Annotated in this window: 17 protein-coding genes; all 17 read left to right on the top strand. The window is 70.9% G+C overall.

All coding sequences use genetic code 11. The features are described from left to right. Positions 1 to 485 precede the first annotated feature (485 nt). The 17 genes from ABKA17_RS44365 to ABKA17_RS44285 all read left to right on the top strand — a co-directional run bounded on the left by ABKA17_RS44365 (position 486) and on the right by ABKA17_RS44285 (position 20,493). Positions 486 to 1,415: a conjugal transfer protein gene (locus ABKA17_RS44365; protein WP_353698125.1), complete on the top strand. Its 930-nt coding sequence runs from the start codon at positions 486 to 488 to the stop codon at positions 1,413 to 1,415. Beyond that, positions 1,412 to 1,753 carry a hypothetical protein gene (locus ABKA17_RS44360; RefSeq protein ID WP_502994542.1) on the top strand — a complete coding sequence of 114 codons (342 nt, stop codon included), beginning with the start codon at positions 1,412 to 1,414 and terminating at the stop codon, positions 1,751 to 1,753. The genes ABKA17_RS44365 and ABKA17_RS44360 overlap by 4 nt, the downstream gene beginning before the upstream one ends. Further along, complete coding sequence (locus ABKA17_RS44355) at positions 1,750 to 2,289, top strand: hypothetical protein (protein WP_353698124.1); 540 nt, start codon at positions 1,750 to 1,752, stop codon at positions 2,287 to 2,289. The genes ABKA17_RS44360 and ABKA17_RS44355 overlap by 4 nt, the downstream gene beginning before the upstream one ends. Continuing rightward, positions 2,286 to 4,973 carry an ATP-binding protein gene (locus ABKA17_RS44350; RefSeq protein WP_353698123.1) on the top strand — a complete coding sequence of 896 codons (2,688 nt, stop codon included), beginning with the start codon at positions 2,286 to 2,288 and terminating at the stop codon, positions 4,971 to 4,973. Before ABKA17_RS44355 ends, ABKA17_RS44350 begins: the two co-directional genes overlap by 4 nt. Continuing rightward, complete coding sequence (locus ABKA17_RS44345; protein ID WP_353698122.1) at positions 4,973 to 5,353, top strand: hypothetical protein; 381 nt, start codon at positions 4,973 to 4,975, stop codon at positions 5,351 to 5,353. Before ABKA17_RS44350 ends, ABKA17_RS44345 begins: the two co-directional genes overlap by 1 nt. Beyond that, the gene (locus ABKA17_RS44340) at positions 5,354 to 8,134 is read left to right on the top strand and encodes a hypothetical protein (RefSeq protein ID WP_353698121.1); all 2,781 of its coding nucleotides are present in this window, start codon (positions 5,354 to 5,356) and stop codon (positions 8,132 to 8,134) included. It abuts the gene before it with no gap. A 35-nt stretch (positions 8,135 to 8,169) separates the two neighbouring features. Beyond that, positions 8,170 to 9,282, top strand: coding sequence for a C40 family peptidase (locus ABKA17_RS44335; RefSeq protein ID WP_353698120.1), 1,113 nt, complete (start codon positions 8,170 to 8,172; stop codon positions 9,280 to 9,282). Beyond that, positions 9,279 to 9,905 carry a hypothetical protein gene (locus ABKA17_RS44330; RefSeq protein WP_353698119.1) on the top strand — a complete coding sequence of 209 codons (627 nt, stop codon included), beginning with the start codon at positions 9,279 to 9,281 and terminating at the stop codon, positions 9,903 to 9,905. The genes ABKA17_RS44335 and ABKA17_RS44330 overlap by 4 nt, the downstream gene beginning before the upstream one ends. Further along, positions 9,881 to 12,529: an ATP/GTP-binding protein gene (locus tag ABKA17_RS44325; RefSeq protein WP_353698118.1), complete on the top strand. Its 2,649-nt coding sequence runs from the start codon at positions 9,881 to 9,883 to the stop codon at positions 12,527 to 12,529. The genes ABKA17_RS44330 and ABKA17_RS44325 overlap by 25 nt, the downstream gene beginning before the upstream one ends. Before the next feature lie 555 nt (positions 12,530 to 13,084). Beyond that, the gene (locus ABKA17_RS44320) at positions 13,085 to 13,846 is read left to right on the top strand and encodes a hypothetical protein (RefSeq protein WP_353698117.1); all 762 of its coding nucleotides are present in this window, start codon (positions 13,085 to 13,087) and stop codon (positions 13,844 to 13,846) included. Between the two features lie 368 nt (positions 13,847 to 14,214). Continuing rightward, positions 14,215 to 14,739: a hypothetical protein gene (locus ABKA17_RS44315; protein ID WP_353698116.1), complete on the top strand. Its 525-nt coding sequence runs from the start codon at positions 14,215 to 14,217 to the stop codon at positions 14,737 to 14,739. A 344-nt stretch (positions 14,740 to 15,083) separates the two neighbouring features. Further along, positions 15,084 to 15,614: an ATP/GTP-binding protein gene (locus tag ABKA17_RS44310; protein WP_353698115.1), complete on the top strand. Its 531-nt coding sequence runs from the start codon at positions 15,084 to 15,086 to the stop codon at positions 15,612 to 15,614. 21 nt (positions 15,615 to 15,635) lie between these two features. Next, the gene (locus tag ABKA17_RS44305) at positions 15,636 to 16,337 is read left to right on the top strand and encodes an SAF domain-containing protein (protein ID WP_353698114.1); all 702 of its coding nucleotides are present in this window, start codon (positions 15,636 to 15,638) and stop codon (positions 16,335 to 16,337) included. Beyond that, entirely contained in the window at positions 16,337 to 17,173 is an 837-nt protein-coding gene (locus ABKA17_RS44300; RefSeq protein ID WP_353698113.1) for a CpaE/TadZ family protein, read from the top strand. Before ABKA17_RS44305 ends, ABKA17_RS44300 begins: the two co-directional genes overlap by 1 nt. Beyond that, on the top strand, positions 17,163 to 18,671 hold the full coding sequence (locus ABKA17_RS44295; protein WP_353698112.1) for a TadA family conjugal transfer-associated ATPase: 1,509 nt from the start codon (positions 17,163 to 17,165) through the stop codon (positions 18,669 to 18,671). Before ABKA17_RS44300 ends, ABKA17_RS44295 begins: the two co-directional genes overlap by 11 nt. Beyond that, the gene (locus ABKA17_RS44290; protein ID WP_353698111.1) at positions 18,668 to 19,609 is read left to right on the top strand and encodes a type II secretion system F family protein; all 942 of its coding nucleotides are present in this window, start codon (positions 18,668 to 18,670) and stop codon (positions 19,607 to 19,609) included. Before ABKA17_RS44295 ends, ABKA17_RS44290 begins: the two co-directional genes overlap by 4 nt. Beyond that, entirely contained in the window at positions 19,606 to 20,493 is an 888-nt protein-coding gene (locus ABKA17_RS44285) for a type II secretion system F family protein (RefSeq protein WP_353698110.1), read from the top strand. Before ABKA17_RS44290 ends, ABKA17_RS44285 begins: the two co-directional genes overlap by 4 nt. Positions 20,494 to 20,521 lie beyond the last annotated feature (28 nt).

The following is a 20,521-nucleotide window of genomic DNA, read 5'->3' as shown; positions in this document are numbered from 1 at the left end:
CCCGGCACGGCTGCGCAATCGGGGCGCACGACCGACTGCGCAGCCTTTCCGGCGTCCTGCGCAATCGGTGCGGGGATCCTGCGCAATCGACTTGTGCACCCGACTGCGCAGCCTTTGTCGGCGTCCTGCGCACCGGCGCGCGGATCCTGCGCAACCGGCTTGTGCGGGTGACTGCGCAGCCCGGCCGGTATAGGTACGCGCCACTGTTTGCCCGACCGCTTCAGACGGCTGCGCAGCGCGCATCTGCCATCCCGGCCACCGCGCGTTCCTCTCCGGCAACCGCGCGGAGTTCCTCCTCGAAGCAGGGTGCCGTGGGGGGGCGAAATGTCGTGGTGCGGCTCGTGGTCTGGGCGTACCACAGGCCGTACCACGGGTTTGTGTCCCTTTCGTAATCGTGGTCTGGCCTTCGTGGTCTGCGGTGTGGTCTGGGGTGGCGGGTTGTCTCGGGTCAGAAGCAACGACTGGTTCTGACCTGGGAGTTCGGAATGTCTCGTGCCAAGCAGGCAGTGGAGGAGCAGGCTGTTCCTGCGACCGCTGCGGGGGCCCGGCTGCAGCAGATGCGGCGCCGGGTGCGCCTGACCCGGCTGAGTGTGTGGGCGGTGATGGCGGCCGGGCCCGTCGCGCTGGCTGTCGCCGTGGCCAGCCCGGCGACCGTGGTCCGTGCGGCCCCCGCGACGAAGCCGGCCACCGTGAAGACGGCTGTGCCGGGCAACCCGGCCGGCTACGCGACGGTGTTCCTCACCGCGTGGCTGCGCAGCCACGCAGGGGACGAGAGCAGTGCGCAGGCCCGGCTTGCGCAGTCGATGGCCCCCCACGTTGATCTTCCCGAGACGTCGACAGCGCAGCCCGGGCCCGAGTCGGTCGTGGCGGTGCGCAGTGCCCAGCAGACCGGCCACGCGTGGTCGGTGACGCTGGCTGCGCAGTACCCCGACGGACGGGTGCGCTACTTCGCGGTGCCGGTCCTCACCGATCGCGCAGGCGCCTCGTTCACGGTATCCGGGGCCCCAGCGGTGGTGGCGTCCCCGCCGCGCATCGAGGGGCCGCCGTCGCCGTACACGGTGACAGTGCCGGCGGGCGGTGATCTGCCGTCCGCGGTCGGGGAGTTCCTGGCCGCCTATCTGACCGGTGCCGGGGAGGTCGACCGCTACCTCGCCCCCGGGGTGCGCCTGTCACCGGTCTCCCCCGCCCCGTACCAGTCCGTCACGGTCGAGCAGCTGCTGGCCGCCGATGAGGCGGCGGCCGCCGAATCCGTCCCCGCAGACGGGACACGGGTGCGGGTGATGGTCCAGGCGGAGGCACGGGACAACGGTGGTCGGTGGCCGCTGGCGTACGAGCTCACGCTCACTGCCCGCTCCGGCCGGTGGGAGGTGTCCGCGCTGGAGTCGGGCACCGCTCAGGGCGGGGGTGCCCGGTGACTGCCGTGCACGGCCAGATGCTCGCCGGGAAGCTCGACGATCTCGGCGACGCGTGGATCACCATGCTCCAGGACTGGGCGACCAAGGGTCTGCAGGCCGGTCTGCTCGTCCTGGTCGTCATCATCATGATCCAGAAGTTCTCGCTGAAGGCGGGGATCGGCGCCCTGCTCCTGATGATCGTCGCGCTGGGGCTCTACAACTCCCGCGACTCGCTCGCGGACATGTTCGAGGACGAGGTGAACAACCCCTCCCAGGGCGCACCCCCCGTCCCCGGCGTCGTCCACACCCCAGATCCGGCCGCCCGGGCGCAGGCCACCGGTGCCGGGGGCCTGCTGTGAGCGCGGCCGCCCGGGTGGGCCGCTTCTACACCGCTGCCCGCCGCCATCCGTGGGTGCTGGGGAAGGTCGCCGACTGGAAGATCCCGTTGGGTCCGTACACGCCCGCGCAGATCGCGGTCGCCGTCGTCGGCGGCTTCCTGCTCATCAAAACCATCGGCTGGTGGTCATGGATGGGGCCCGTCCCGCTGGTGGCTTGGCTGCTGGCGATCTGGGTGGTCCGCCGCCCCAGGATCCGGGGGCGTGCCCCGATGCAGGCGGCGCTGGGCTGGGTGCTGCTGGGGTGGCAGCCGCAGGGAGGCCGCATCGGCGGGCGGGCCGCCCGCGACCGTGCTGCCCGCCCCCTGCTCGGGGGTTTCACGATCGAGGACTCCACCCGCCCCGCTCAGTCAGTTCGTCCAGCTCCGCGGCCGGCCGGTGCCCGCTCGTCGATGCCCCGCCGCACAAAGCCGGCTGCTCCCGTGGCAGCGGGGGTGGGGCCGGTGTCGGGGGTCCAGCAACTGCTCAACCGTGCCGGACAGAGCGGGGGTGTGCGATGAGGCTGCCGTTCCGTCATATCGCCGGGCACCTGGTCTGGTCGACGCAGGGCAGCGTGTGGGCGATCTACCGCCTGCACCCGGGCTCGGACGCCCACGGCCAGATCGAGGAGAGCGTCCAGGGCACCTATGTGCCCGCCGCGGTCCGCGACGAACAACTCGCCAAGATCACCCACATGGTGCGCTCCCTGTCCGGGGCACCCAGGCTGTTCGGGCTCGCCGCGCAGGTCGATCCCGGCGAGATCGCCCTGAAGATGATCGACGGCATCGAGCCCGCCGACACCGCGCCGGGCACGGATCACCCGTGGGTGGAGAACGTCGAGGCCGCCCTGGATCTCCTGGACGACCAGGAGATGCACCGCCGCACCCTGTGGCTGGCCGTGCCACTGCAGACCGAGACCACCGGGCTCCAGATGGCGGCGTCGCTCGGCTCGGCCTGGGCAGAGCTGGCTCCCCTGCTCGGCATGCGCCCCGGCCCCATCGCCCGCCGCGAGGTGCAGGCGTATCGCGAGCAGGCCGCCCGGGTCGAGGCCGCGCTGGCCGGCGGGATCGCGTTCCGTCCGGCCCGCCCGGCGGAGGTCGTGTGGGTGATCCAGCACGCCTTGCACCGCGGCGTTGCCGAGCCGCTGCTGGCGGAGGCAGAGGACAGCGACCTGTACGGCGGCCAGCTGCGGGACGGGATACTGCGCTCCCCCAGCTACGCCGACCTCGGACAGGTCCGCCTGCAGGAAGGCGGCATCGACCCCGCCCTGGACGACGACGGCGACCTCAAGAGCGCGGGCCGCATCACCCGCTCGGGCCGCACGGCCTGGTGGCGGATCAACGGTGGCTCGCCACTCGGGCGGCGCTGGCTGCAGGTCGAATCCGACGCCGGGACCGGCTACCAGGCCCACTTGACGCTGGCCGAGTGCCCACCAGCCGTCGGGCAGGACGCCGCGGATCTCTTCGCCCAGCTGGAGTCCCTCGATTTTCCGGTCGATTACGCCGTCGACCTGACCCTGGTGCCGGCGGAGAAGGCGCGCGCGCAGGTGCAGCGCAAAAAGAACGAACTCATCGACCAGGCCGACCAGTACGACGCGCGCCCCACCGGCATGCCCGCCTCGCTGAGTGAGGCCGCCCGCGATCTGGGCGAGTTGGATGCGCGGCTGTCGCGTACCTCGGTGGAGGTCGAGGTGCAGTCGGTGACCGTGCTGACGGTGTGGGGGCCCACCGCCGCCGTCTGCGACTCCCGGGCCCGCGCCCTGGCCGCCCTGCTCAGCGGTGCCGATTACCGGGCGGTGCGGCCGGCCGGCCTACAGGAAGCCCTCTTCACGCTCGGCCTGCCCGGCACCGTGCGGCCCGGTGTGGTGCGGGAGTTCACCCAGCATCAGGTCAGCGAGGACTGGGCGCTGTCCGGGGCCTTCACCCTCGCCGAGGTCGGCGATCCGAACGGGATGTTCCTCGGAATCGATCTGGACTGCGGCACCACCCGCCCCGTCATGATCAACGTCGCGGATGCGCCGAAGCAGGATGCCTCCGCCTCGATGGGCATCGTCGGGGATCTGGGGGCGGGTAAGAGTGTCCTGCAGAAGCTGATCGCGGAGGCGGTGTGGGCCCGCGGCGGCTGCGCGATCTGCATCGACCGCACCCCCGTACGCGAGTGGGCGACCTTCGCCCGCACCGCCGCGCAGGGCCGGGTGCAGATTATCGACGCCGCGCAGGCCGAGGTGTCCATCGACCCGCTGCGCATGTTTCCCGGCCCCGAGGGCCGCCACTACGCCCTGTCCTATCTCACGCTGCAGCTCGGCATCGGCCCGATGAGCACCCACGGCGAAGTCCTGCACCACGCCGTCGAACAGGCCGCCGCCGACCCTGAGCCCTCCATGCATCGGGTGCTTCAGGTCCTGGAGGAGATGGCCACGGGTGAAGCGGGCAGGCGCCAGGACGCGGCCGCCACCCTGGCCGGTCTCATCCGCGTGGTTGCCACCAACTCGCTTGCGGCGATGGTGTTCGACCCGGCGCTGCCGCCGGTACGGCTGGACGCCTCCACCGCCCACGACATGATCGTCATCACCACGACCGGCCTGAAGCTGCCGCCGAAGGCGGCGTTCGCCAACCCGGAGATCCTGCACCAGCAGCCTTTGGAAGCGTTGATCGGCCGGGCGGTCCTCTACCTGATCGCAGCCCTGGCCCGGCAGACCGCGTTCGAAGACCCGGCCAGGTTCACCTCCGTGGTGCTGGACGAGCTGTACTGGCTCACCTCCTCCGCCGAGGGCACCGCGCTGGTCCACGAGATCCTCCACGACGGCCGCAAACACGGTGCCGGGCTGCTGGCCGGCTCGCACGACGCCGCCGAGCTCGGCCCGGACCGCGGGCTGATGGCCTACCGGGCCCTCGCCCGCACCGCAGACCGCGAGCGCGCCCGCCGCGGCTTGGACTTCATCGGCCTCGACCCCGACGACCCGGAGCTCCTGCGGCTGGTGACCACCGGCCTGTCCCCGGTCGGGCAGAAGGGTCGCGAGGGCGAGTTCCTCTTGACCTGCCCCCGCCAGAACACCGGCCGGATCAAGGCCGTCATCCCCCACATCGCGCGCATCGCCACGTCCATCACCACCACCCCGGGAGGCCGCACAAGGGAGCCTGCGCCCGCTGCGACCGAACATCCTCCCGGCGAGAGCGTCGGTGCACACCCGGGGGGATACGCCTGATGCCCACCACTGCGTCGTCGTCCTTCCCCTCCGCCCGCTCCAGGCGGCTGGCCGCCGTGGCGAGCGCGCTGACCGTGATCACCGTCGCGGCCGCCGTCGTCGCCCTGGTGGTGGGGGCGAACCTGCGGGAGTCGTGGTGGCCGCACACCGGAGCCGCGTTCACCGCCGAGACCTCTTCACCTCGCCAGGATCCGTGCGAGGTGATCGTGGGACCAGCCAAGAAGTACTGCGAGCGCGGGGCGGCCGCCTCGGTCTCGTCTCCTGCCGCTGCCCGCCAGGACCTTGGCGATGCGGCATGGCGCCTGGTGCCCGCCGGAGCAGGCCTGGCAGCCCTGGTGATCTGGCGGCGCCGCAGCACCACGACACGAAGGCGGGCCTGAATGATCCGCCCAGACCGCGCCACGCTCCGCTCGGCCGGCCTTCTGCTGCTCCTCACCGGTGTGTTCGTCATGGTCAACAGCCAGGTCGTATACGCGGCGAGCAGCACCAGCGAGACCGGAGACCTCCTGTCCCCGCTGAACATCACGTCCTCCGAGGGTGTGCCGATCAACGGCTACGAACTCAATGCCCAGGGCGGTTCCATCTTCAGCTTCCAAGCGCAGTCGCTCTCGTTCGCCCTGTCCGGGCTGTTCACCGTGATCCGGCTGCTGGTCGGCTTGGCCGGGTGGGCGATCGAGCTCGCGTTCCGGTTCCCGCTGCTGAAGATCCTCATCAAACCGGCACAGCGGGTCGCCGACGCCTACGAGACGGTCGTCGTCGACACCCTGGGGCTGAAGGGGCTGTTGCTGGCGTGGGCGTTTGTCTTCGCCGGGTTCATGATCGTGCGGGGGCGGGTCGGCCGCGGTCTGGGCGAAATCTTCCTGACGCTGACGATCGCGGCGTTCGCCGCGTCCGCGTTCGTGCGCCCCGACTACCTGCTCGCCCCTAGCGGCCCGCTCGGGCAGACCCAGCAGGTGGCCGCCGAAGTGGCGCAGGAGAGCGTGAGTTCATACGACTGGGGCGGCAAGCTCGCGAGTCTGGGTCCGTGCGATCGGATGGCCGGGGTGCAGGAGGCCAAGTGCCTCGAGGAGGAGGCGGCAGCGCCGGTTGCCGCCACAGACGTGGCTCGGCCGCTGCAGGACTCGATCACCAATGCGCTGATCGTCAAGCCGTACATGCTTTTGCAGTACGGCCGCATCTTGGACCCGGCCAAACAGTCCGATCGCAAGGCCTATGCCGTCCATCTGAAATGGATCACCGGCGGCTACAAGGCAGGAGCCCAGGACCAGCAGGGCGAAAGGGAAGGGGACGAGGACACCTGTGACCTGATCAAGGGGCCCGCCAAGAAGTACTGCGAGCGCGACGCCAACCCCGGTGCTGCCGCAGATGACCCGACAGCGGATCTGCCCGCTGTGGGGCTCGCGCCGGGGCAGTCGCTGGGGGACATCGACAGCGCGCAATTCAGTGAGGAAGGCCAGCAGTTCGCCGCGTTCCTCGAGGACCTCGAAGACGCCGGGACGGTCGGCAAGGCCTGTGCCGCCTACGCGGAGAAGCCGACCTGGTGGCGGGTCGGTGGCGCCGCATTGCTGCTGATCGCGGCGTTCTTCATCTGCGGCATGCTGCTGTCCAGCGCGATCGTGCTGCTGGGCACCCAGGGCATCGGCGCGGCCGCGGCGGCTGCCGGAGGGCTGGCGTTCATCGCGGGAATGCTTCCTGGCCCGGCGCGGCAGTCGGTGTGGAAGTGGTTGTCGATCTGGGGCGTCGCGATCCTCGCGATGGTCGGGATCTGCGCGTTCGTGCCGTTCTTCGGGATCGCTGTGGACGCCACCATCACCAACGGCCCCGACCTGATGGTCGAACGCATTCTGCTGATCGACGTGCTGGCGATCGCCGGTGCGGCCGGGCACCGCCGTCTGCTGACCGGCATCAGCTCCTTCGGGCGGCGCATGGCGATGCGGATGCGGTACGCCAAGGTCGGCGGCACCCACCTGCCCGGCGACAGCTCCGAGCTGGGTGCCGCTCTGGCGATGAATTCCCCTGGCGCGCTCGGCGGGTACGGCGGCGGTGGTCTGCGCGCCTTCACCGGCGGCGGGGGCGGCCGGTTCGCGATGCTCGGCACCCGACAGCGCCTCATGGGTGCGCTCACCTCAGTGTTCGACGGGGCGGGCATGCCGGTGGACACCGGCCGGGTGCTCGCCGACGCGAGGGCCGAAGCCGGGCGAGGGCTGGCCCCCCTCACTGCGGCGGCGGCCGCAGGCGGGCTGGGCGCCCGGGTCGGCCTGACCGGCGCCCGCCTGGGGGCCAAGGGTGCGCACTGGCTGCTGATCGGCCGCCGCCCCGACCACGAGAAGTTGGCCAAGTGGCGCAAGCCCACCGCGGACGGCGATCCCTACGAGGGCGGGCCGTCGGACGGCGGCGCAGGCCCTGGTGGTCGGGGGCCACGGCGGCCCGGCGGGCCGCCGGACCGCTACCGCAACGAGGACGGTGAAGTCGTCGATGCCCGCACGGGCGAGGTGCTCCACGACCAGCACGCGGACCGCACCCTGCTGTCCACGCGCGCTCACAACCGGCTGGTCCGCTACCGCGGTTACCGCATCCTGCACCGCGGCGGCCGGATGGTGTACGGGGCAACGCACGGTCTGCCCGAGAACGTGCGCCGGGCCCGGTCGGGAGGATCCAACTACTCGCAGGACGCCCGTCAACAGGCACGGGTGTGGGGCAACACCGTCCGCGAGGACGCCCGCGCCTGGGGAGACACGCGGCGGCACGTCGAGCGCGTGCTGAGCGAGCACACCGACGACCGTGGCGGGGCCGGTCCGTTCACCGGCCGCCGCCTGCCCACCACGACTGCATCAGGCGCCTCCTCCGCTGGACGTGCGCCCGCCAGCGGCCCTTCAAGCGGACCACCGCCCGCCCCCGCGCGGCCTTCCCAGCCGGCTGCCGGTCCTGAGCCGGGGCTACCTCCGGTGCCGCTCCCCCGCCGGGACGGCCCTACGCCGCGGCCAAGCTCCGGCAGCCGGCTTGGCGGACCGGTTCTCCCCGGAGGCGGCAGTGCAGACAGCCGCACCCGCCAGGAGGCGGCAGCCCGGATGCGGGAGCTGATGCGACGTACCGCCCCGGAGGCCGAACGGCTGCGCCAGGAGCGGGCCCGTCGACGCGACGAGGGCGGTGAGGACGAGTGAAGCGGCCCGGCCGGCGGGTGAGGCGGTGGGCATGCATGGTCGCGCTGCTGATGTTCGCGGCGGTGTGCTGCGCGGCCCCGGTCGGCAACGCGATCAGCGCGTACGTTGCGCTGCAGACGGGTGCGCAGGACGACGGCGGGATCGCCGAGGGCGGCAGCGCGGCGGACATCCCGGCCCGGATGCTGACCGCGTACAAGAAGGCCGTGCAGCAGATCGGCACGCATGTCCCGAAGTGCCGGGGGATGCGCTGGCCGGTCCTGGCCGGGATCGCCAAGGTCGAGTCCAACCACGCCACCGGACATGGCATCGCTGGCAACGGGGATATCCGCCCCAAGATTTACGGGGTGCTGCTCAACGGTTCCGGGGCCGGCGGCAACACCACGTCCTTCCCCGACACCGACGGCGGCCGGTGGGACGGCACCGCCAGCGGGGAACGTGCCGTCGGACCGTTCCAGTTCCTGCCCTCCACCTGGCAAGGCGTCGGCAAGGACGCGAACGGCGACCAGGTCGCCGATCCGCACAACGCCGACGACGCCGCACTCGGTGCCGCGATCTACCTGTGCGGGAACGGGCGCGACCTGACCAAGCGGGCCCAGCTCAAGGCCGCCATCTTCCAGTACAACCACTCCAGTGAGTACGTGGCGAACGTGCTCGGGTGGATCGACCAGTACACGGCAGCCGCCACCGGCCCGGACCTGGGGAACGCCTCGGGCAAGGTCCGTACCGTCCTCGAGGCCGCACTCGCCCAGCGGGGCGTCCCCTACTCCTGGGGCGGCGGCAACGCCAGCGGCAAGAGCTACGGCATCTGCTGCTCGCCCAGCGGGAAGAGCGGCGCGAACATCAACGGCTTCGACTGCTCGGGGCTGGCCCTGTACGCGTACGCCCAGGTGGGCATCCGGCTGCCGCGTACTGCGGCCGCGCAGGCCGGCGTCGGCCGGCGCATCCCCGCAAGCCTCGGCACCAGCGCGCTCAAGCCCGGCGATCTCGTCTTCTACGCCTACGCCCCCGGCCGCGATTCCACGATCTACCACGTCGGGATCTATCTGGGCAGCGGGCAGATGATCAACGCCGCCCGCCCCGGCACGGTGGTCCGCCAGGACGCGGTCGAGGCCATGTCCGGCTACGCGGGGGGAGCACGGCTACTGTGACCACTCCCCCGCGCTCACCGCGCCTGCTGGTGCTGAGCACCGTCGTCCTCGCCGTCTGTGGCGTCGCTCTACTGGCCGTGCCGCACGGCCAAGAGCAGCCGGACCCGGGCTCGCCGCCGGCCTTCGCGACCGGGGTGCCGTCGACGGCGGCCGCCGCACCTTCGGTCATCGCAGCGGCGCCGTCCAAGCCGCGCGCCGCCTCGCCATCGCCGGTCGCTCCGTCAGCTCTGCCGCCGCATGGCGAGGGGACGGCCGGCGACCGGGCCGTCCAGCAGGCGCTGGAAAGGGCCTGGCCCGCAGACCTTCCCTCCGCCGACGAACGCGAGTTGCTCGCCACCGGTCGAGCGCTGCTGCGCGCGGACGCCACCGGCGTTGGCCGCGAGAAGTGGCCAGAGATCTTCCGCCACTCCCCTGCCGTGGCCCCGGCGTTCGCCGCTGCTCGCTTCCGTATCCAGGCCGCGATCGCCCGCCAAGACGGCCGCCCGAACCGGGCGGTGGTGCACCTGGTGTGGGCCGGTATGGACCGCGGTGGCACCTTCACCGATCTGCGCATCACCGACTGGCACTTCATCCACACCGTCAAGAAGGGAGCATCCGCGTGGACTCCGCAGCCTCGTACCTGAACCACCGAGCCGATCAGACGGCCTCAGGTGAGGTACTCGACCTGGTCTCGAGCCTGGTCGAGGCCATCAGCTGGCTCTATGCCCACTGGTATGTGCTCGCCGGAGTCATCGGCGTGTGCTGGGGCGCGGGCGAGTGGGCGGTCCGTGCGATCGCGGCGCACGCTTCGGCCGAGCGGATGGCTTTGGAGCTCGTCCCCAACCGACACTTCGACCCGGGCTTTGAGGTGATCTTCAGACGCGGTGTCCAGCTTGCTCGCGCGTCCACGGCGATGCCGTGGTGGGCGCCGCGCCGGGCGAAGAGTGTGCAGATCCGGCTGCGTGCGGACGGGAGTGCGCCGTTGCGCTATCGCATCGAAGGACCGGCGGGCGGGGAGCGGCTGTTGTCCATCACTCCGTTCGGTCCGGACATCACCGTCAACCGTGCCCGGCCGATCGTGGATGAGCCCCGCGAGCACACGGTGCGTGCCGAGTTCATCCTGCGCGGCAAGCTCACGGCCCCGCTGCGCGAGGTGCCGCTGGATCCTGATCCGCTGCAGCCGCTCGTGGATGCCGTGTCGGACCTGCGAGCCGAGCTCGGCGACCTCGCCGAGATACGCCTGGACATCCAGCGCGCCCCGAAGTGGGCCCTGCGGGCGCGCCGCCTGCAGCTGATGAGTGCCGCGCGCCGGGCCGAACGCCGGGAAGCACAGCGGTCCGCGCGCTGGCTGCGGCAGGATGCCAGCGGCATCGAGGACTCCTTCAGCGGGCAGCTGCAGCACCTCCTCAGCGACCGCTCCGGCTCCGGTGCCGGGCGGCGGCTGGTGATGCCGCCGGTGCCGCGCCGGGTCGAGCCGGCGGAGGCGCTGGGCAAGCTGGCCGAGGACGACCACCTGGTGCGCGTGCAGCTGCTGGTGATGTGCGCCTCGAACACCGAAGGCCGCGCCCAGGCCCGGCTCGCCCAGCTCCAGGCCGCGTTCGATGTGTTCGGCGGCCGCTCAAGGTGGGCGATGCGTGGCTGGCGGCTGGGTCCGTGGCGGATCGGCGCCGACCAGTGGCCCACCCGGCACGCTTTCGAGCGCCGCTGGACGCTGGGGCACTGCCAGCCGCCGCGCGCGAACTGGGTGCGGCTGGAGGAGCTCACCGGGCTGCTCAAGCCGCCGACCGTGCACTGCCGCCTGCCAGTCCTGGCCGGCGACCTGCCGACCTTCACCTTCGGCGATCCCGGATTGCTGCTGCAGGGCACCTACCGCGGCCCGGACGGTAAGCCACGGCTGGTCGCCACCTACGCCGAGGAGACCTTGTTCGAGGTCGGGACGGGCAAGGCGGGCGGCGGCAAGACCGAACGCGCGCTGGCCCAGGCGATCGGCTGGGCTCACGCGGGCGGCGGGCTGGTCTTCGTCGACCCGCACCGCGACTCCTGGCCACGCGCCACCCCGTTCCTGGCACACGACCATCTGATGCCGCGGATCGCGCTGGTCGACCTCAACGCTCTGGGCGCCAACCCGAAGGTGAGTTCGTGGAATCCGCTCGGCATGCACCACGGTCCGGCAGCGCACGAGGTCGTCGAAGCGATCGCCGACGCCTATGGAGCCGCACTGGCCTGGGACGACGCGAGTGCTCCGCGCGCGCTCACCATCCTGGTCGCCGCGCTCACCGTCCTGGTCGCGGTCAACGAGAAGGCCTGCCAGGCCGGCCGGCCCGAGGACCAGGCGACGATCTTCCACGTCCGGGCTCTGCTCACCGACGCCGGGTTCCGCACGGCCGCACTCGCCGCCGTCGCCGACCAGCTGGACGAGGAGAGCCGCGCGTGGTGGACCGGCGTCTTCCCGACGCTGCCGCCGGACGCGTTCTCCGTGGTCCTCAACCCGATCGCCCGCCTGGCCGCCAACCCCGTCACCCGCGCCTTCCTCGGCCAGCCCATCGGCGCCTACAACATCCGCACCGCGATGGACTCCCGGATGATCGTGTGGGTGTGCCCGGGCGGCAACGGACCCACCGACCGCTTGCTGACCGCACTCCTTGCCCGCGACCTGCTGCGCGCCGCGCGCTCCCGGCGGGACACGCCCCCGGAGCGGCGGGTGCCGTTCCGCCCGTACTTCGACGAGTTGATCACGCTGACCGGGGCGGCGCCGGAGACCATCGCCGCGATGTTCGAGGATCTGCGCAAGTACCGGTGCCACGTTCACGGCATGACCCAGCTGTTGTCCCGGCTGCCCACCCCGGTGCGGCTGTCGCTGCTGCAGAACGCTTCCACCCTGGCCACTACCGCAGGATCGAAGATGGCGATCGCCGCGGTCACCGCCGAGTGGGGCGACAACCCCAGCCCGGACCGGGTCGCCACCATGGAGCGTTTCGAGCACTACGTCTCCTTGACCGTGCGCGGCCGCCGTGTCGGACCCGTCCAGCTGCGCGGCCCCCATCTCGACACCGTCTTCGCCGCCCAGGCCCGCCCCGGACGCGTCCCCGCCCTGGAGCGGGCCGCCCTGGACAAGGCCGGGGCGCTCCCGCTGGACGAGCTCACCGCCCGCGCCGCCAAGCAGCTCGACAAAGTCGCCGACTTCCTCGCCGCGCACGCTCCTGCCGGCGCCACCGCTGCCCGCGCCGCCGCTGCCCATCAGTCGAAAGACGCTCACGGATGGACCTGACCCTGGGAGCCGCTGTCCTGGACGGCCCCGAAGATCGCGGCCCTACCGCCGACGTGCGGGTACCGCTGGTCGGCGGCGGTCCCGCCCGTGGACGTAGCTGCGATGCGGCGCGTGGGGCTCCCGGGGTGAATGTCGCAGCCTTGCAACTACCCCGGAAACCTCTTGCAGTTTGCGCACGCGAACCATAAATTGTCTGCCACGCGCAGAGGCCAGCGAGAGCTAAGGCCTTATGTGTAGCCGAACTTGGGAGTGCCTGATGGCGCAAGCAATGGAATCGATTCGCAACGACGAAGCATACGGTGCGGGTAGGTGGCCGCCTCTGACGCAGGCCGTCTCCTACATCGGGAGCGCCTGCGTCATCCAGGGCAGCGGCGACTTCGACCCTGCGGACCTTGCTACGGTCCGCCGCCGCTTCCCTGGCCGGTACGTATCTCTAGACGGCGACGTGATCACCGTATGGCCGCCCTGCGGGCCCGCCCGGTGACCGGCCGGCCCCCGCAGCCTGACGCACAAGCGCCTGCAGATCGTTCATCCGACCCGAGAGGACGCAGATCCATGAGGAGACGGGACACCACAGGGTTCAGACGGCTGCTGTCGACCGCGGGGATCACGGTGGGGCTGGCGCTGGCAGTGGCCGGTTGCGCGGACTCGGGCAGCAGCACGCTGCCGGACCGTGCTGCGGCCACCTCGCAAGGGGGCGGCGCCGTACCGCGCAGCCAGCCGGAACGACTGGCGGATCCGCAGGCGGAGCTCGCCGGCCGCGACGGGCTGGTCCTGACGATCACGGCGGCCGAGCGGGACCTGGCGGCCGGCTACCTCACCGTCCGCGGCAACCTGACGAACAACGGCCCCAAGACGACCGCAGTCCCGGCCGCATTACGCGGCAGCGAGACCGACGTCCTCAGGACCGGCTCATCTCTGGCCGGTGCGACGGTCGTCGATTTCGCAGCCCGCAAGCGCTACTACGTCCTGCGCGACACCGACGACCGCCCGCTCACCACGACCGGGCTGTCCACCCTCGAGCCCGGGGAGAGCGCACGCGTCTTCATGCAGTTCCCCGCACCACCGCCGAGCACCACCACGGTCGGCTTCCACCTGCCCCTGTTCGACACCGCGAACATCGCGATCGCCCCAGGCGCCCCGAGGTCTGCCGATTCCGCAAGAGCTGACAGCGGCACGGGCCGATCCGGCTTCGCGCTGCGGACAGGAGCCACGCTCGCTCCACCCAAGGTCCTCGATATCGAGTCGGATCCGGTCGGCATCACTGAGGTGATTTCGGATCAGGACGACGCCGGGCGTCAGCAGGACACGGAGTGACGGTGACGCTCGGGCTGCTCTTCCAGCCTTACGGGTCTCGCGGATCGTGTGCGGTCGAAAGGAGCGAATACACACAACTACAAATCGACTTCCGCTTTCGAATGTGACCGGGTACGTCCCGAGTTGCCTGAGTGAACTCGACTATCACGCTGGGAAGTTGACTGGCATATGCGTAACCTTGCGATCACTCAAAAGCATCACCGCAGCTGGAAGCTGCCGTGTGCCCAGATCGCCGATGAGCGGCGGGCGCAGACAGCGGTCATGTCGTACGGGGAGACAACGTGACACGAGCAACACGACGCAACACCGGGCACCGCGGTGTTCGCGCCCGCACCTACGCAACCGCCCTGCTCGCCACAGGCAGCCTGGTGGCGCTGGCCGGTTGCAGCGAGAGCTCGGCAGGAGACGATTCCCCTTCAGAATCGGCGCCTCCTTCCTCGACAGCACCGTCCGCATCGCCGAGCGCTGACGGTCGGTCACAGGCCGAGGACGAGGTCCGCGCGGCGTACACCGCCCTCTGGAGAGAACAGGTCAAGGCCTACGCCCAGGCTGACATCAAGGGCACCGACCTGAAGAAGTACGCGACGAAGGATGCCCTCGCGGAGGCCATGGGTGACGTGCTGATCATGCAGAAGGCCGGCACCGTCACCAAAGGCACCCCGGTGAACGACATCACCGATGTCACCGTGACATCCACCGGCAAGACGCCCACCGCGACCCTGCGGGACTGCCTGGACATCTCGAACTGGCGCACCGTCAAGAAGAAGACGGGAGCGGTCCAGCCGTTCCCGACGAATCAGCCCTTGCGCTACGTGACGACGGCGACTGCGGAGAAGTGGGGGAACCAATGGATGATCACAAAGCTCACCCCGGACGGGAACAGAGAATGCTGAGGCGCTCCGCTCTGGCTGCACTCTTAACGGCCACCACGCTTTGCACCCTGCCCGCGTTACCTGTCCACGCCGCCGACGACCCGGTCATCGGAGGCGATTGCAAGGGGGCGAGCAAGTTCGTCACGGTCTGCCGACAGGCGCCGCCGCGTACTGGCGGCGGGACGGAACAGACGGGCAGTTCCCCGTCCGGCGGGGGCAAGGAAGACACGGAGTGGTCCGACTGCTCGGTGGAGCTACTCGACCCTCAGCCCCCGGCCGGCAATTCCGCTTGGGACGGCCACAAGCCCGGCGACGGTGCCGTCTACGTCAGGGTGTGCCTCGTCCGCGACGCAAACGGACGGATCGTGCCGCTCAGGATGGGCACCTTCTGGACCGCCGACCCGCCGGAAGTCGACGTGGACCCCGAGCAGTTGGCCCGCGAGGCCGTCGACCGGATGCTGCTGACCGGTCCGGACATCGCCAGCCCGCGCGCGGCCGGTAAATACGTGGTCGGTGTGCCGATGTGGATGTGGGTGACCGAGAGCCCCACCACCTACGGCCCCAACTCGGCCTCAGCATCACTGGGCGGTGTCACGGTCACCGCGAAGGCCCAGGTCACGAAGATCGACTGGGCCATGGGTGACGGGAGCACCGTCACCTGCCAGGGGCCGGGGACCGCGTACACGGCGTCATACGGCAAGCAGGAATCACCGACCTGCGGCCACACCTACACCCGCACCTCAGCCTCGCAGCCCAAAGGCAAGTACACCGTGAACGCCACCGCCACCTGGACGGTGGACTGGCAGGTCAACGGCGCCGGTGAAGCCGGCCAGTTCACCGAGATCAGGCAGTCCCAGGCCCAGGTAGCGATCGGTGAACTGCAGGTCGTCAGGTAGCACCGCCGGAAGGAGAAAGCGTTGAGCACCACACAAGAACGCCCCGCGCCCTCGGCCGGCGTGCCCCCGCAGGGACAGGTCGCCAACCCCGTGAGACCGCCGCGAGTGTCCGCGCGCAGGCGCCGCCCAGGCATGATCGCCCTGTCGCTGGCGCTGATCGCCGCCGGCGGCGCCGGGGTCGCGGTGCTGCTGCTGCAGGTCGCCCAGCGCACCGAAGTCGTGACCGTGGTCCGCGACGTCCAGGTCGGCCAGGTCCTCACCGAACAGGACCTCGGCAAGGCCTCCGTCGCGCTGGACCCGGCCGTCAAAGCGGTCGAGGCCGACGAGCTGGAGTCGGTGGTGGGCAAGCGGGCCGCGGTCGAGCTCAAGCCCGGCTCGCTGCTGGCCCCGTCGCAGGTGACGAAGGATTCCCTGGTCAAGGCGGGCGAGCAGCTGGTGCCGATCGGCCTGAAGCCGGAGCAGGTCCCGGCCACTGCCCTGGTGCCGGGCCAGAAGGTCCGCCTGGTCCATGTCCCCGCCCAGGGCGCCACGGCCTCGAAGCCGGAGAGCGACACGACGCCGAAGACGCTCGCGGGCCGGGTGGTAAAGGCCTCCGCGGCCGCCCCCGGAAGCGGTGTGGTGGTGGTCGACGTCGCCACCGCCGCCACGGACGGCCCGACCGTCGCAGCGTGGGTAGCATCCGGCACCCTGCGCCTGGTCCTCGATGCTCCGGACGGCAGCTGATGAGTGTGATCGCCCTGGCCGGCTGCAGCGGCGCACCCGGTGTGACCACCAGCGCGCTGGCCCTGCTGCTGAACTGGCCGCTGGAGCAGGGCCGGAAGATGATCCTGGCCGAGTGCGACCCGGACGGCGGGGCGGTGCTGCACGGCCTGCTGCAGGGCACGCTCGGCGACCGCTACGGGCTGCGGAACTTGTCCGTTGCCGTCCGCAAGGGCGAGTTCGGGGAGGCGTTCTGGCGCCAGCTGATCGACCTGAGCAGCGAGGACGGCATCAAGGAGTCACCGCGGGATCGGATGCTGCTGCCCGGCATCACCGATCCGGCCCAGGCAGCCAGCCTGGCACCAGTATGGAAAGCCCTCGCGATCATGTTCCGCGGCATCGACGCCGAACACGGACACGACGTGCTGATCGACCTCGGACGCAGCGGCGCGTTCGGCCCCTCCGGCGTACTGGCCGAACAGGCCGACACAACACTGGTGGTTGTGCGGAACACGCTGCGCTGCCTACAGGCCGCACAAGCGCGGGTGAGCGCCCTCGAGGAACGCGTCGGCGGCGTCGGCCTGATCCTGATCGACGACGGCCCCTACCCCGCCGGTGAGGTGCAGCGGGTGCTGCAGGCGCCGGTGGTGGCGACCCTGCCGTATGCGCCGCAGGACGCGAAGGTGCTGTCCGACGGCGCCGAACAGCCACGCCGCTTCGCCAAATCCGGGCTGATGAAGGCGGCCCGCACCGGCGCCACCCTGCTGGTCCAGCGAGCCGCCTGGCAACAGGCCCACCTCGCCCCCGGCACGGGCGCGGGCGCGGACGCGGCCAGCGGGGCGGTGACCCATGCGCGGTAGACCGCTGCACGACAACCCCACCGTGACCCCGCCACCCGGCCGTGCCCCGGTGTGGCCGCGCCAGGCGAACGGCGTCCCCCTCGGCTCTGCGGCGAGCGGGGAACACGTAGGGGCTGCGATGCCTCAGGTCACGGTCGACTACCGGGTGGCCCGGCACATCGCCGGGCAGGTGGCCCGCCAGCGTGAGGAGCTGCTGAAGAAGAACCCGGAGGCGGACCGGGCCACCGAAGAACAGCAGTGCCTGAACTGGATCAATGAGGCCGTCGCGCTGTGGGCCGATGCCCAGGGCCTCGAGCGCGGCCTCAGCACGACCGCGCAGGAGGACGACGCGCTGCGGCGTGCCGTCTACGACCTGCTCTACCGGGCCGGACGGCTGCAGCCGTACCTGGACGACGAGCGAGTCGAGGACATCATCATCCAGGGCCCGGGCGAGGTGTGGCTGGACTACGGCGACGGCGAACGCCGCAGGGTCGGCCCCATCGCGGACTCCGAAGAAGAACTCCTGGACCTTTTGCGCGAGTTGGCGCGGGAGTCCGGATACAGCGAGCGCACCATCTCCACCGCGAACCCGACGCTCGCGCTGTCGCTGCAGGACGGCTCCCGTCTCCAGGCCATCACCGGACTCGGGCCGATGACCTATGCGGTCATCCGCCGCCACCGGGTCTCCCAAGCGAATCTCGACGACCTCGTACGGCTGGGGACCATCGATCCGATCCTGCGCGAGTTCCTGGGCGCGTGTGTCCGCGCGGAGAAGAACATCATGATCGCGGGGAAGCAGAAAGCGGGGAAGACGACACTGCTGCGGGCGATGCTCAAGGAGTTCGATCCCGAGACCCGCTTCGCCACTATCCAGACCGAGGACGAGCTCTTCGCCCACACCAACGGCTACCACCGCCAGGTCGTATCCCTGATCGGGCGCGAGTCCAACGGGGAGAAGGACGCCACCGGGCGCGGTGCCGGCGAGGTGACGCTGCTGGATCTGATGCATCCGGCGTTGCGGATGTCGCTGGAGCGGATCGTGGTCGGTGAGGTCCGCGGCCCGGAGATCGTCGCGATGATGCAGGCCCTGACCAATGGCGCGGGCGGCAACCTGTGCACGATCCACGCGCGTCGCCCCGACGTCATCGTCGACCGGATCGCCGAACTCTACGCGCTGGCGCAGGGGAACCTGTCCGAGCAGCTCGCCTACCGGCAGACCGCCAACGGGCTGGACTTCATCGTGTTCGTCGACATGACGGACGAGACCCGGATCGGCGGGCGCCGCCACCGCTACGTCTCCCACGTCCTGGAGCTGACCGGGATCGGCGAGTCCGGCCGCCCGGCGATGAACGAAGTCTTCTCCCCCGGCATCGAGTTCGGTGAGCTGCGGGCGGTGCCGCGGATGGACCCCGGCTGCGTCGATGACCTGCGCCGGGTCGGCTTCGACTCGACGCTCCTGCAGCACACGTACGGGGCGTGGGCGGCGCCGCTTCCGCTGAAGGTGGGGGCCGGCCGATGACCCTGTTGCTCGCATTGCTGTCCGGGATGGCCGTGGTCGGCGGGCTCATCGGCACCATCGCCGGGATCGTCGGCACCACCGCACCCCGCCGGGCCCCGCTGCGCCAACGCTGGCAAGCCCTGCGCGCGGGCCAGGACCAGGGCGAGGAAGTGCGGCTGCGCCGACGGACCCTGACCGTCTGCGCGCTCGTGGTCTTCGGCGCGGTGTGGCTCATGTCCGGGAACTTCGTGGCCGGCCTGCTGTTGGGCGCGGCGGTGGTGGGGGTGCCGTGGCTGATCACACCGTCCAAGATCGCGGCCGATCGCATCGGCCAGCTGGAAGCCCTGAGTGAGTGGACCCAGCGCCTGGCCGGGCTGCTCAGGTTGGGGATGGGCCTGGAACAGGCGATGATCACCAGCCGAAAAGGGGCACCGGACGCCCTCGCCCCGCAGATCGCGAGTCTGTCGGAGCGGCTGCGCCGCGGCTGGCGCCCCGAAGAGGCCCTGCGGGCCTTCGCCGGCGAACTCGACGACGTCACCGCCGACAAGGTCACGGCAGCGCTCATCCTGTCCGTCAACGACCGCGGCCCAGGCCTGGCCCAGGCGCTGGAGGACCTGGCGGGCACCGTCCGCGAGGAAGTCGGCCGCAAACGCTCCATCGAGGCGGATCGCGCCAAACCCCGCACCACCGTGCGGTGGATGACGTTCATCACCCTGGGCGTGATCGTCGCGGGGTTCTTTGTGCCGTCGTACACCAGGCCGTACTCCACGCTGCTGGGCCAGCTGGTGCTCGGCTTCCTGACTGCGGGGTTCGTGGCCGTTTTGGCGATGATGCGGCAGCTGGGCAGCTTCCGCAGGATTCCCCGCTTCCTGATCACCGATCCGCGCAGCACCGTCCGCCTGCCCGCCCCGCACCTCCAGGCGGCGGTCGAGCGTGAGCCGGAAGGGAGCCGGTTGTGAACCTGTTTCCCGTCGTCATCACCGGCGGCCTCATCGGCGGGGGTGTCGCCCTGTTCGTGCGGGAACTGCTGCAGCCGCAACCCGCATTGGCCACCGCCCTGGCCCGCAGCGCACCCGGAACGCTGAGCATGCCGGAGACCGAGGTGCTGGACCGGGACGAGGTGTGGGGGCGGTGGCTGCTGGCCCGCCTGGAGCGGCTGCCCGGCGTGAAGGTGCCGGCCACCAACCTCGCCCTGCTCGGACAGGGGCCAGGCACCTACATGCTGAAGAAGACTGCGCTGGCTGGGCTGGGGCTGCTGTGCCCGGTGCTGGTGACCATCCCGTGGATCATCGCGGGCATCTCGCTGCCGTTCTATGTACCCGCCGTGGTCGGACTCGTGGTCGCGGGGCTCTTGTTCATCACGCCCGACCTCGCGGTGCGCGACCAGGCCAAACGGGCCCGCGAAGAGTTCGCGCACGCCCTGTCCGCCTACCTCGACCTGGTCGCCCTCAAGCGGGCCGCGGACGCCGGACCCACCGAAGCCCTGGAGAAGGCGGCCGCAGTGGGTGACGGCTGGCCGTTTCTGTATCTGCAGGGCGCGCTGCGCCGGGCCCGCCTGGAAAAGATTCCGCCCTATCAGGCGCTGACCGAACTGGCCGACACCTACGACCTGCCGGGCCTAAGTGATGTCGCCGACATCATGCGGGGCTCGGCGACCGACGGCGCCGCCGTCTACAAGGCCCTGCGCGCACGAACGGCCGCGCTCAATACCGAGCTGCTCACCGCGCAGGCCGCCGAGGCCAACGCCGCCAGCGAGAAAATGACCGCCCCCGGCGCCTTGCTCGCCGTGCTGGTCATGCTCTTGCTGGCGTTTCCCGCAGTGATCCGCATGCTCACCGTGTGACCAACCCGATTCAACACTTTCAACTTGG

The organism is Streptomyces sp. RG80, assembly GCF_040446465.1.
GTDB lineage: Bacteria > Actinomycetota > Actinomycetes > Streptomycetales > Streptomycetaceae > Streptomyces.
The sequence above is the reverse complement of the archived record's forward strand: the minus strand, read 5'-3'. Positions and strand labels throughout refer to the sequence as shown.